Source organism: Candidatus Formimonas warabiya, assembly GCF_002777255.1.
Classification (GTDB): Bacteria; Bacillota; Dehalobacteriia; order Dehalobacteriales; family Dehalobacteriaceae; genus Formimonas; species Formimonas warabiya.
In genome coordinates this window covers 2057663-2070461 of the sequence record NZ_CP017634.1, presented here as the reverse complement: position 1 = coordinate 2070461, position 12799 = coordinate 2057663, and the positions used below count along the sequence as shown (strand labels likewise).

The 12799-nt window shown below is 47.1% G+C and carries 11 protein-coding genes; all 11 read left to right on the top strand.

Annotated elements, in window-relative coordinates; translation table 11 throughout:
- Positions 1-884 precede the first annotated feature (884 nt).
- The 11 genes from DCMF_RS09660 to DCMF_RS09610 all read left to right on the top strand — a co-directional run bounded on the left by DCMF_RS09660 (position 885) and on the right by DCMF_RS09610 (position 12792).
- Complete coding sequence (locus DCMF_RS09660; RefSeq protein WP_148134243.1) at positions 885-1898, top strand: tripartite tricarboxylate transporter substrate binding protein; 1014 nt, start codon at positions 885-887, stop codon at positions 1896-1898.
- 52 nt (positions 1899-1950) lie between these two features.
- Positions 1951-2403, top strand: coding sequence for a tripartite tricarboxylate transporter TctB family protein (locus DCMF_RS09655; protein WP_214659224.1), 453 nt, complete (start codon positions 1951-1953; stop codon positions 2401-2403).
- Between the two features lie 15 nt (positions 2404-2418).
- Positions 2419-3891 carry a tripartite tricarboxylate transporter permease gene (locus tag DCMF_RS09650; protein ID WP_148134241.1) on the top strand — a complete coding sequence of 491 codons (1473 nt, stop codon included), beginning with the start codon at positions 2419-2421 and terminating at the stop codon, positions 3889-3891.
- Positions 3892-4123: 232 nt separating this feature from the next.
- The gene (locus DCMF_RS09645; RefSeq protein ID WP_148134240.1) at positions 4124-5569 is read left to right on the top strand and encodes a UbiD family decarboxylase; all 1446 of its coding nucleotides are present in this window, start codon (positions 4124-4126) and stop codon (positions 5567-5569) included.
- 44 nt (positions 5570-5613) lie between these two features.
- Positions 5614-7332, top strand: coding sequence for an FAD-dependent oxidoreductase (locus DCMF_RS09640; protein WP_148134239.1), 1719 nt, complete (start codon positions 5614-5616; stop codon positions 7330-7332).
- Positions 7333-7362: 30 nt separating this feature from the next.
- Entirely contained in the window at positions 7363-7575 is a 213-nt protein-coding gene (locus DCMF_RS09635) for a 4Fe-4S dicluster domain-containing protein (protein ID WP_148134238.1), read from the top strand.
- Positions 7576-7724: 149 nt separating this feature from the next.
- Positions 7725-8321: a UbiX family flavin prenyltransferase gene (locus tag DCMF_RS09630; protein ID WP_148134237.1), complete on the top strand. Its 597-nt coding sequence runs from the start codon at positions 7725-7727 to the stop codon at positions 8319-8321.
- Between the two features lie 154 nt (positions 8322-8475).
- Positions 8476-9054: a fumarate hydratase C-terminal domain-containing protein gene (locus DCMF_RS09625; protein WP_335582429.1), complete on the top strand. Its 579-nt coding sequence runs from the start codon at positions 8476-8478 to the stop codon at positions 9052-9054.
- A 13-nt stretch (positions 9055-9067) separates the two neighbouring features.
- Positions 9068-9931 carry a fumarate hydratase gene (locus tag DCMF_RS09620; protein ID WP_148134235.1) on the top strand — a complete coding sequence of 288 codons (864 nt, stop codon included), beginning with the start codon at positions 9068-9070 and terminating at the stop codon, positions 9929-9931.
- Positions 9932-10122: 191 nt separating this feature from the next.
- The gene (locus tag DCMF_RS09615) at positions 10123-11469 is read left to right on the top strand and encodes an amidohydrolase (RefSeq protein WP_148134234.1); all 1347 of its coding nucleotides are present in this window, start codon (positions 10123-10125) and stop codon (positions 11467-11469) included.
- 72 nt (positions 11470-11541) lie between these two features.
- Complete coding sequence (locus DCMF_RS09610; protein ID WP_148134233.1) at positions 11542-12792, top strand: methylaspartate ammonia-lyase; 1251 nt, start codon at positions 11542-11544, stop codon at positions 12790-12792.
- Positions 12793-12799: the final 7 nt, after the last annotated feature.

Below are 12799 nucleotides of genomic sequence, written 5' to 3'. Positions count from 1 at the left end.
CATCGGGTTTCTGCAGGTCCCCGGAAGGGGGCAAGGCTACCCGGGACCTTAACTGCAAATGGCGGGGATAAAAACGGGTTAATACAACCTTATTATTGGCTGGTATATCTGGGCCAAGCTTTATCAGTTCAATACTTCAAAATTTTGAGTTGCTAGCCTTGTCCATTAACTCCGTTAAAAATATGAACAGTTTTGTTTAAAATTTAAACCCGGATGCGGCTGAATATTTTTACCTCCCTTTGACAGACAGATTTGAAAACCAGGTATTGCAAAACGAAATAATTCAGTAGTTGATCTTGATATAAAGCTGGAACGTTTTGGTGCGCAACCTATTCTTTGACTGGTTTTTTCCTTCCTTTTTGCTGGATCTAAGGCTAATTCTTAAGAAAAATTATAAAAAGTTTTTTTAAGCTTTGTTTGGCACGATAGTTGCGTATAAAGATAAAACAGAATAGATAACACATAATAAATCCGGTTCAAGCCATTTGACTAAGTTGTATTATGGGACGGGGATCCTATGTGCAACATATTCTTTTTTACGTATTTTGGATTTTATGTGTTATTTAGGTAATGTTGCTGATTAAACATTATCACAACCAGCGATATGAAAAGGTTTCGCAGATTTTGGACTGAAAAACTAATATTGCTGGCCGCAGATTTAAGGGAAGGGGGGCTGGATTTTAGGAAACGGATAAGGCTGAAGGAGGTGAATGATAGAGACGATCATGCATTATTAATTGCCCTGCCACATGGCTTTAACAAAGAGACCCGGCAATCTGTACTTAGCATACCGGAAATATGTGAAATTGATGAATACATCATAAATCTATAGGTGGAGAACCCGGCGAATTAAAAAATCTATGATTATTTGAGGAGGAGAATAAATGAAAAAAAGATGGATTTTTTCCTTGATGGCAGTCGCCTTGGTCACTCTGTTGGCAACTGGTTGCGGAACTAATCAAACGACTGCTGATTCCTCTACGAGTGATGCGAAGGAATTCAAGTTTGCCGACCCCATTAAACTGGTCATTACCCATGGAGTAGGTGGTACGGTAGATACAGCCGCCCGAAATATCGCTCCCTACTTGTCGAAGGAACTTGGGGTCGCCGTGGTTCCGGAAAATAAGGAAGGTTCAGGGGGACGGATCGCCAGGGCTGAAGTTTTTAAGGCGAAAGCCGATGGATGCACTATTCTTATGACCGGTATGCCTTCACTTCAATTGGGTGAATTGCTGTTTGACGGTAATTATAAAACGACGGATTTTACTTATATCGGCAATGTTACCGGTGGGGATAGCGGAGTGATTTTTGTTAATGCCTCCTCTCCTGTAAAATCCATCGATGATCTGAAAAAGCTTGGTGAGGAAGGAAAATGCAGCATCGCCACCGGCGGTGGATTTGGCTCGTCAGACCAGTTGCTCAGTATGATGCTGCGCAAAACCGCCAATATCCCCCACAAGTTTGTTCCCTATGGCGGTGACGGAGAAGCCGTAACAGCAGTTTTAGGGAACCAGGTTACGGCAGGATTTAGTAGCTTATCCCTTGTGGAACGCTTTAAGGATCAGGTAAGGGTATTGGCGGTCTATGCAAATGACCGGGTGCCTAGCTGGCCGGATGCTCCTACCTTTAAGGAACTGGGGTACGCGGACATGCTTTCGGATAGTGAAATAGGAATCGTGGCACCTCCGGGCCTGCCTGCCGAGGTGGCAAAGGTTCTTTCGGATGCTTTGGAAAAGGCAAATGCCGATCCGGAATTCCTTGCCTGGGCGAAGAAGTCCAATACTGGCCTAAAGCCTTTGAATGCCGAAGATTACAAAAAAGAGGCATTGTTTGTCTATGACCAGTTGAACAAGTACTTGCCCGATCTAAAGGCTGAGATTGCTAATCAAAAGCAGTAACCTCCCAGACTTAGAGGGTTCAGGTTCTTCTCTCATGGAAAGGATGGTACAAATGTCCAAGAAAGTGCAAAAGATAGTCTTTTCTGGGTGTCTCTTAATTATCTTTTTGACCATATTTGTGCAGTCCCTCAGCCTGCCGGCGACCAGCCGACAGGTTCCCGAAGCCGTATCTTTTATCGCTATAGTACTCTTAGTGTTGCAGATTATCGAGGATCAAAGGGCTGAAAAACAAAAGGCTGAAGATAAGGAAGATTCCCATTATCAGGTAACGGTTTGGTATAAGAACAAAAGTCTTTTCACAGGTGTGGCAGCTATTGCTTATATGGCAGTGATGAACATCTTGGGGTATGTCGTCAGTACGCTCCTGTTTATGGCAGCACTAATGGCTTTGCTGGGACAACGGGGAAAAGTGCTCTATATTCTAAGCCCCGCTGTTGCCCTTGGTTGCTGGTTGCTATTCGGCAAGTTTTTCCATATACACATGCCCCAGGGATTCCTATTCTGAAAGGAGAAGTGGTAAATGCTAGTCGAAGTATTCCAGAATGTGTTTAACGTCGAGACGCTAATCGTTGCTGTAGTTGGCTGCTTGATAGGCATTATTATCGGAATCTTGCCGGGAGAAGGTCCCACAATTGCTTTGGCGCTGGCACTTCCTTTCACCTATAGGATGGATTCGGCAACAGCTCTGATTTTGCTGGGCACTCTTTATGGCGCAGCAACATATGGCGGCTCCATTTCTGCTGTGCTGATTGGGGTTCCCGGAACACCTGGTTCTGTTGCCACATGCTATGATGGCTATTCCATGACTAAGCAGGGCAAAAGTGCGGTTGCTTTGGGATTAGCGACCATGGGTTCTTTTTTCGGCAGCTTGGTCGGCCTCAGCTTTTTGGTCCTGTTCGCTCCTTTGCTGGCTAAGGTCACCTTGCTCTTCGGACCCCAGGAGTATTTAATGCTTGCTTTACTGGGCCTCAGCCTAATTGTGGTCTCTTCAAAAGGATCGTATAAAAAAGGCTTTATTTCCGGATGCATCGGGTTGATGTTGGCTTATATCGGGTTTGATACTCTTACCGGATGGGCGAGGTTTACTTTTGGAGTTGAGTTCCTGCAAGACGGAATTCCCGATGTGCCCTTTTTCATCGGGGTTTTCGGCATTAGCCAGGCGATACTGCTAGCTGTGGAATCGGAATTTGCTCAAAAAGGTGAAGTAAAAGGCAGCGTTTGGGATGGTATTAAAATGACCTTTAAATACCCGGTTACGCTAATTAAGTCGGCGGTGATGGGAGCACTATTGGGGGCGACTCCCGCGGTAGGGATTACCACGGCGAACCTGTTAGCCTATAATGAGACCGTGCGCAGCTCCAAACACCCGGAAACCTTTGGCAAGGGCGATCCTGAAGGAGTTATTGCTCCCCAAGCCGCGGCCTGCGCCGTTGAGGGTGGTGCGCTGATTCCCTCATTCGCTTTGGGTATCCCCGGCAGCGCAGCTTCAGCTCTTTTCCTTTCTTGTCTGATGACACAGGGCCTTAAACCTGGGATAGAGCTTTTTACGGGAAGCGCTTCAGTTGTATACAGTGTGTTTGTGGGTCTTCTGTTGAGCTACATTTTGTATTTAATTATGGGCTTGTCTCTTTCCAAGCCATTCACCTTAATTACGTTGATGCGTAATGAGTATCTTGCTCCAATCATCATTGTGCTGTGTGTTACTGGTGCCTACGCTTACGCGAGCTCATTCAGTGATATTGGCGTTGCGTTGGTAGCCGGAGTTTTAGGATACTTCATGAAATCCTACAAATTTCCCCAGGTGCCCTTGATTCTAGGTTTTGTCCTCGGCTCCATGATGGAGCAGAATTTCCACCGGACTTTGATGATTGCGGGATATTCATCTTTTGTAACCAAGCCTATTTCTGCGTTTTTATTGCTGATTGTCTTATACGCGGTTTTTGGTTCCTTTATTAAAACCGGTATTAAAAAGGCAGTGGGAAAAGCTGTTTAAGAGTGACGGCTTCCTCGATTATCCTTCGGCAGTGGTTGTTTCCGTGTTCATCATGAGAAGGAGGATGCTGTCGAAAGCATCAGAGAAGTCACAGGTCGCTTAATAAAAAAAAGTATCAAATTCTCCGCTAAGAGTAAGGAGAATACGATAAAGTTGGTTCAGGAAAACCTTGTTCCAACTGCCTCGGTCCATGCCGGGAGCCTATTAAAATTATAAGGAGGAAAAAAGTATTATGGCTGTAAAAGACTTGCGTGAATGGATTGCAAAAATGGAAGAGTTTGGCGATATCAAACAGGTGGACGGTGCCGACGTGGAGGAAGAAATAGGCGTAATCACTGATATCTATCAACAAAAGCCGGGTTCTCAGGCCCTGCTGTTCGACAATATTCCCGGCTACCCTAAAGGTTATCGGGTTCTCTCCAATTCCGTAATTTCACTGAACCGGATCGCCTTTTCCTTGGGATTGAATTACGGGGTCCCCGGTATGGAAATAGTTGACAGTTGGCGGCATAAGATGCGGGACTTCCAACCGGTTCCTGCGGTGCAAAAAGAAGCCGGATCCGTGCTGGAAAATGTTCTGCTGGATGACCGGATCAATTGTATGGCTTTTCCTACTCCCAAGTGGCATGAACTGGATGGCGGACGATATGTGGGAACTGCCTGCCTTGTACTTACAAGGGATCCGGATAACCAGGACTGGGTAAATGCCGGTACCTATCGGGTCATGGTTCATGATGAAAAACATCTTGGCTTGATGATTTCCAACGGTAAACACGGCAGAATTATGCTGGAGAAATACTGGTCCCGGGGCCAGGCCTGCCCTGTGGCAGTAGTTGTAGGGGAAGATCCTCTGCTTTACATGGTGTCAGGAATGGAAATCCCTTATGGGGTAACGGAATATGAGTTCGCCGGAGCGGTTCAGGGACGCCCGGTAGAAGTGGTGAAAGGTCCCAAAACAGGTATTCCAGTTCCGGCCGATGCCGAGCTGGTCTTCGAAGGGGAAATACGGCCGAACGATATGCGTGACGAAGGTCCTTTCGGAGAATGGACCGGCTACTATGCCGGAGGGGTTCGGCCGGAGCCGGTAATTACCGTAACTTCCATACTGCACCGGAACAATCCGATTATTTTAGGTTCCAGTCCGGCGGTACCCCCGTCGGATACCAGCTATTTCCGCAGTCCCTTGCGTTCCGCCATTGTTTGGAATGAAATAGAAGCGGCGGGAATACCTGGAATTAAAGGTGTATGGGCGCACGAAGCAGGAGCAGGACGCCTTTTGCTGATTGTCTCAATAAAACAATTATATGGCGGCCATTCCCGTCAGGCAGGTCTCATCGCTTCCCAATGTCATGGGGGAGCCTATACCAACAGGATGGTAATTACGGTGGATGATGATATCGACATTATGGATACGAACAAAGTGTTGTGGGCGATGCTGACCAGAGCGGATCCTACCGTAGATTATGAAATTCTCCAAAAATGTTGGAGTACGCGGCTTGATCCCTTAAGTTATCCGGTCGGCCAGAACATCTTCAACAACAGGGTGATTATTGATGCGTGCAGGTCTTATGACAGAGTTCTCGCGGGAACCTTCCCGGAGGTAGCTACATCCAGTCCGGCCGCGGTGAAAATGATAACCGAGAAGTGGGCGCACCTATTTCCGGTGACACAAAAATAACAGAAATAGAGTTATTCAGGGGATTTATATCGGGAGGGTCAGCAGTGAAAACGGTTGAAAATCTTGTAAACCATATCTTAGAAACAGAGGTGCTAGTAATCGGCGGTGGTTCCGCCGGTTGCTATGCCGCCATTGGGGCATCCCTCAGAGGTGTTAAGGTATTAATGGTGGACAAGGGCAAGGTTGGTTACAGCGGGTGCAGCCCTTTTGCCGCCGGGGCGATCAATGTTTGCCTGCCCGAGGACAACCACGAGGACTGGTTTGAGGAAATTGTCACCCGGGGAGAGTACCTTAATGATCAAACATGGGTCAAAATTCAGTTGGATGAAGGATGGCAAAGAGTCAATGAGATTCGGGAGTGGGGAAAAAAGTACGGTCAGAAGGTTTTGGAAGAAGACGCGAATGGCCGGATTGTCAGAAGGAAAGCCCGGGGAAACATCAACACATTGACTGCCATTATTCACGCCCGTCCCATGATGGACACTTTACGCAAAAAAGTCATCGAATCCGGGGTACAACTCTTGGAACGGATTATGGTGACGCATCTTTTTAAGTATCAGGGACAAATCGTTGGTGCTCTGGGTCTCCATTGCCGTACGGCAGAAATCTATTTGATTAAGGCGCGCAGCGTGGTTTTAGCTGCCGGCGGCTGTGGCTTTAAGAGCCTTTTTATCGGTCACAACAATCTTACCGGTGAAGCTCAGTATATGGCCTACAGGGCTGGAGCAACCCTGCGAAACCTGGATCAGGCTATGTCCAATTCAACCTCCCGGGATGCCGATATTCACGGGTTAAGCCTGATGGTCGGGTCAGGAGGTCGTTTCTTGAACGGGCAGGGAGAAGAATTCATGTTTCGTTATGACCCGAAAGTGGGCAGCCGTGCCCGCCTTACAAAACTGGTCATTGGCATGGCAAAAGAAGTAGAGGCGGGGAGGGGTCCCATTTATTTGGATCTGACGAAGGTTGGGCCGGATGATCAACAGATGCTCCGAAAAGTACTTCCTGAAGGATTCCGTGCTTTTGAACGAATGGGTGTGGATCCTTTTGGCCAGGCTCTGGAATGGGTTCCCGCTTTCGAAGGCACCCTGGTACATGGCGGGGGCATTCACATCGACACGAATTGCGCTTCCAATGTGCCAGGACTTTTTTCCGCCGGCGACACTACTTGTACGCCGGAACACGGCACCTGGTCCCTGACCGGTCTCAATCTGACCTTTTGTTTCGTGTCCGGTTACCAGGCCGGCCTGGCATCAGCCGAATACAGCAAGAAAGCCGTACCAATACCCCCTGGCTGGGGGGAACTAGAGTCCCAAATAACAGAAAATGTAGCCGAATTGTTAGCCCCTTTGCGCCGTCCGCTTAACATTACTTCCGACCAAATTGTCTATCATATTTTGGCCGTTCTTATTCCGTACCGGGTAGCCTATCTTCGTAATGAAACCAGGTTATGTGATGCTCTGAACAAAATTATCACACTTAACAGAGAAGAAATTCCTCAAGTATCTGCCCGTGATCCTCACGAGCTGGTCAAGGCCTTTGAGGTGCGCAGTATGGGTGCTATCGCGGAAATGATATTGCGAAGCGTTTTGTTTCGTCAGGAAAGCCGCGGGTTTGTTTACCGGGAGGACTATCCTCTTACAGACAATGTTAACTGGTTAAAGTGGGTTATGCTAGGCAGAAACGAACAAGGGATACGTGTATGGAGCGAGTCTTTTCCTACTCCATATTTTGATCCTCCTCGGGAAAAATATATTCCGCGTTAGCCGGTTATAAAATTAGGGGGTGACGTTTAGATGGCTGTAAAATCCATTGACTACAACCGGTGCAGCGGTTGCCATAAATGTTGGGATATTTGCCCGATGGACGTTTATAGGTTGGCGGGAAAGGAAGTCTATATCGCTTATCAGGCGGACTGCATGAGCTGTTATTTATGCGAGTTGTTGTGCCCTCAGCAAGCAATTCATGTCAGTCCCGAGCGGGGCCAGCCTAAGCCGTTACCCTGGTGAGGTGCTGCAGTGCACAGGTAAAGACCGCTGCATCATCTTTCAGGCCTTACGGAAAGCCAAAGATGCAATGATGCTCAGCTATAACGCCGTTAGGCACTCTTTGGGGATTGTTATGGTGAATATCTGTAAGAAAACAAAGGAGGAAGATCGTGAGGATTGTTGTAGGTATTTCGGGAGCTTCCGGCGTGGGTTGTGGTATCAGACTATTAGAAAAGCTGCAGGAGAAAAAGGTAGAAACACACTTGATTATCAGTGATTGGGCAAAAAGGAATATTGAAATGGAAACAGATTACAGGGTTGCCGACGTAGAGGCTTTAGCCGGATACTGTCACAATAACAGGGACCTGAGCGCGTCGATCGCCAGCGGTTCTTTTTTGACCTCGGGCATGGTGGTGATTCCCTGCAGTATGAAATCGCTTTCTGCAATCGCCAACGGATACGCCGATAGTCTCATTGCTCGTGCGGCAGATGTCAACATAAAGGAACAGAGAAAACTAATCCTAGTTCCCAGGGAGACTCCGCTTAACGCCCTTCATCTGGAGAATATGTTAAAGCTAGCCCGCTTGGGCGTAGTAGTGATGCCGCCGATGTTAACCTTTTATCATAAACCTGCTGCGCTCATAGAGGTAGTTGATCACCTGACAAACAGGATCCTGGATCAACTTGGAATTGCTAATGAATCTGCTGTTAGATGGAAGGGATGCGTTAGCAGAGAAACAAATGAGATCGAGTTCCCGGGACCTTAAACAAATACCCAGGCTCAGTTTGAGAAAGCCGTAGAACATTGGAACTCCGCCGCTCCCTAAAGATATTTCAGTGTGGCGGCGGAGTTGCGATCTAAAGATTGAAACAGTTTGCAGCCGTATAGTTAAAACTTATTCACAAGTCCGGCGGTAAGACATCACTGGCAACGAGAAAAAAATTTTAAAAAAAGTAAATTGCTCTGGCGAAAAAGAGAAAAGGAGGGAAAAAATGAATATTTTTACACCTGTATCGATAAAAAAGGTTGAGAATTTCAGAGCCTATGACAAAATTACCATCAGCGGCAAAATCTTTGCCGGTCGGGACGCTGCCTTACCTAAGTTAGTGAAGGCCTTCGAACAGTGCCGCCTGCAACAGATGGGCATTGATCTGGAAGGAAGCGTTGTCTTTCATACTGCTGTGAGCCCTGCAGGGATTGGGCCAACTTCCAGCAACAAGTTAGACATTGAGTCATCCATCCCGGTGTTGTCCGCAGCAGGGGTAAAAATCCACCTGGGGAAGGGCAGCCTAAATCAGGGTACGGTAAAAGCACTAAAAGAGTGTGGCTCCATCTTTGCCATTACGCCGCCGGTGACGGCCCTTTTCTCTGCAAAATTGAAATCTCAGCGCGTGGTTGCGTTTCCTGAAGAAGGAATGGAAGCCCTGTATGAACTGGAAGTCGAGGATTTTCCTGCCATTGTGGCCATCGCCCATGGAGTTTCCATTTTCGAAAAGTAAAGGAGAATAAGCCATGAAGTCTAGTTATGAAGAGATTGTGAATAAAACGGCAGAAACCCTGATTAAAGCCAGCAATACTTTCCGCCCGGATCAAATCCAGGCTTATCGTACTGCTTTAGCAGGGGAAGAGAATAGCCATGCTCGCTGGGTTCTCGAAACAGTGCTGGAAAACGCCCTGATTGCAGAAGAAAAGAAGTTACCTTTGTGCGATGATACCGGAATACCTCATGTGTTTTTAGAAATCGGCTCTGAGGTAGCTGTTCCCCCTAATTTTTTTAGAGCTGTTGAGGAGGGAGTAGCTAAGGGTTTACACTTGCTGCCCGGTAGGCCTATGGCGGTAAGGGGTAATGACATTGAGAGAATTAGCCAGTCGGCGGGAATGTCGGATGATCCGGCAGCTTTGGCTCTTGCTCCTATCCAGGTAAGAACCATACCGGGAGACGCGATCAAACTGACCGTGCTGATGATGGGGGGAGGGCCGGAGATCAGAGGAAAAACCCAACGCATCTTTCATCAGCACTCCCTTGATGTTGTATTGAAAGAAATGGTCCAATGGGCCACGGAGGGTGCCGACAAACTGGGTTGCCTGCCGTGCGTTCTCATATTCGGCATTGGCCGATCTAATGTGGAAGCTGCTTCACTCGCGTTGGAAGCAGCAAAAGAGGGGGATTTTTCCGTACAGAGTGATTTAGAAAAAAGGATTACTGATGCTGTTAATGAGTCGGGCATCGGACCCCTTGGCTTAGGAGGAAAAAACACCGTATTAGCTACTTTCCTGAAGGTGGGACCTCAGCGGGCCAGCGGAGTCAGGATCGTATCGATGCGGGTAGGTTGTTGTTTTGACCCTAGGCGGGCTACGCTTACGTTAAATAAATAAACGTTACGTTCAATATTTTAACACGAGGGCATTCGTAAAGCCGGCGTTAGGCGACTAATCTGATATCAGTTTTCCGTGAGAGATATATATTACACACTTTATGCTAAAACTGGGGAATGTTTTGGCATAAAGTTTGCAGTATATCAATGCAAAACAATTACATTTGTGATAGCTATAAGGAGGGATAGACAATGCTTGTATTAAAGAATGGGACAATAGTAACAGGGGATGGGCAAACATTAATGGAGAAAGGCTCATTAATCATTGAGGGGGAAAAGATATCCGATGTAGTGCAGGGGTATGATCCTGGCATTGAAAATTATGCAGAAGAAGTTATTAATTGTGAAGGAAAAGCAATATTACCCGGCATGATTAATCACCATCAGCACGGTGTCACCTTTGGACCGATTTTTGCCAGCGGCGCTCAAAATTACGGGCGGGAGAGAATACTGGAGCTTTTGGACAGAAACTTGCTGCAGGGACATACCACGGTAATGAATGTGGATGGATTCGTGACTATGGATGAGGTAAAGGAAACACAAAAAAACCATCCGATTCGGATAAAAACTGCCACCACGCATATGCCGATTAATTATGAAGCCGGATTAAAGTGTGATGGGAGCGGATTGGAACAGAAGCATGCCCTCATGACTGTGGAAAAAATGTTTGAAGATGGGGCAATTTGTATCGGTGAAGTTGGCGGCGGTCACACGTTGGGTGGCGGCGGCCAAGATTATCTTTATATTCCTAAAGCAGTCAAGAACGCCACCGGAAGGGATATGGACTATTTACAGGCTCGGGCCATGAAGTTATCCGTCTTGGGGAGATACATCGAGGGGTCGTACTATGACCGGGATCGTGTAGCCCAGGCTTTGAAAGAGCATCATCTGGACGGCTTCCTAACTCCGGAGCAAACCAAAGATATTGTTTTCGCCACAACTTTAGCATCAGTTAAGTTAGCCTTGGACGGTTACATGGAAGCCGCCCTGATGGCCCAAAAATTGGATGTACCTCTTTTAGTCCATAACGCCCCGACTTCTATGAAGATGGTGCATGAAATTGCCCGGGTGGGGGTGAAGCGCTTAATCGCGGCCCATTCAAATTATCTTTTTACATTGGAAGAGTGCTTGGAGAATACGAAGAAACTGCGCCAGTATCCGGGCATCATCATTGATGCCGCTGTTCACGATCCTTTTGGCGCAAAAAGACTGGTAGCTGTTCCCGATAATCTGTTTGCTTTCTTCAAAGAAGATGTGGTGGATATCATTTCTACCGACTTTGCCGCAGGGAGCTTTGATTCCATGTTAGAAGCCATGCAGCACGGCATCGAACATCATGTTATTTCACTGCCAAAGGCAATTGCTTTGGGCACTAAGAATGTTCTGGAAGCGATTCCCGGCATTGCGCCCAACTTGGGATTACTCCAGAAGGGCTATACGGCAGATGTTTTAATTACTTCCTATCCTGAAATTTCAAAGGTGGAACAAATCTTTATCGGCGGAAGAAGAGTCGCGAAAGACGGGAAACGCTGCGCTTAAGAAGGATTAAAATAATTTAGAGCACGGTAATAGGATTTCTTTTACATTAATTTCGAACGGAGGAATTGCAAAATGAAGATCAAAAAAGTACTATGTGCGCCCGGATTTACAGGCTTTTATATGGATGACAAGGAAGCGATCAAGGAAGGTGCCAAATCCGACGGCTTTATTTATCGCGGGGAACCAAGAACCCCCGGCTTTGATACTATCAGGCAAACCGGTGAGGCGGTATCCGTGATGTTCATTCTGGAAAATAATGATATCGTGTATGGCGACTGCGCCGTTGCCCAGTATGCCGCCAGCGGTGGGCGGGAAGTTCCCATGCGGTCTAAGGATATCATCCGGGTGCTGGAAGAGAAGGTTGTTCCTTTGTTTGAAGGAAAGGATATAACCAGTTTCCGTCAGGCCGCGGAAGAGTTTGACCGTATGAAAATAGATGGAGAGCAGCTTCCTGCCTCTATTCGCTACGGTGTAACTCAGGCCATTTTGGAAACCGTGGCGAAGGCCAGGCACCTGACCATGGCGGAAGTAATTGCCGAGGAATACGGACTCACCCTCGAACTTAAGCCGGTCCGGATTAATGCCCAGTCAGGAGACGAACGCTATACCAACGTGGATAAAATGATTCTCAAACAGGTCGGCATGATGCCTCATGGACTGATCAATAACGTGGAAGAGAAGCTTGGGAAAGACGGAGAAATATTTTTAAACTGGGTTAAGTGGGTAGTGAATCGCATTCTGGACATCGGACCTGAGGGTTATCGTCCGGTGCTCCGTTTTGACGTCTATGGGTGCATGGGGAAGGCTTTTAATAATGATCTGGACCGGGTGACGGAATATCTCCTCCAGGTTGAGAAGGCTTGTAAGCCTTTTGAAGTATTCGTTGAAATGCCGGTGGACATGAAATCTAACGAAGGGCAATTGCAGGCTTTTAAATATATGCGCAAAAAACTGGATGCAGCCGGATCCGCCCTTAAGCTGATTATTGATGAATATGCGAATACCTATGAAGAAATCAAAGTCTGGGTGGATGAAAAGGCTGCTGATATGGTTCAGGTTAAAACGATCGACTTGGGCGGTATCAACAACATCGTAGAAGCCGTGTTGTATTGCAAGGCACATGGTGTTTTAGCCTACCAGGGCGGTACCTGCAATGAAACTGATAAATCGGCTGTTGTCTGTGTTAACTTGGCCCTGGCCACGCAACCCTTTGCCATGGCAGGGAAGCCGGGAATGGGCGTGGATGAAGGAGTCATGATCGTCAATAACGAACAGGAACGACTTTTGACTATCCTGCGCGCCAAAAAAGCAGGTAAACTTTAAAAATCAT

Excerpts from the sequence above, each read along its gene's own strand:
- DCMF_RS09610 (WP_148134233.1), top strand. The coding sequence starts at position 11,542 with ATGAAGATCAAAAAAGTACTATGTGCGCCCGGATTTACAGGCTTTTAT.
- DCMF_RS09615 (WP_148134234.1), top strand. The coding sequence starts at position 10,123 with ATGCTTGTATTAAAGAATGGGACAATAGTAACAGGGGATGGGCAAACA.
- DCMF_RS09635 (WP_148134238.1), top strand. The coding sequence starts at position 7,363 with ATGGCTGTAAAATCCATTGACTACAACCGGTGCAGCGGTTGCCATAAA.
- DCMF_RS09650 (WP_148134241.1), top strand. The coding sequence starts at position 2,419 with ATGCTAGTCGAAGTATTCCAGAATGTGTTTAACGTCGAGACGCTAATC.
- DCMF_RS09660 (WP_148134243.1), top strand. The coding sequence starts at position 885 with ATGAAAAAAAGATGGATTTTTTCCTTGATGGCAGTCGCCTTGGTCACT.
- DCMF_RS09645 (WP_148134240.1), top strand. The coding sequence starts at position 4,124 with ATGGCTGTAAAAGACTTGCGTGAATGGATTGCAAAAATGGAAGAGTTT.
- DCMF_RS09620 (WP_148134235.1), top strand. The coding sequence starts at position 9,068 with ATGAAGTCTAGTTATGAAGAGATTGTGAATAAAACGGCAGAAACCCTG.
- DCMF_RS09655 (WP_214659224.1), top strand. The coding sequence starts at position 1,951 with ATGTCCAAGAAAGTGCAAAAGATAGTCTTTTCTGGGTGTCTCTTAATT.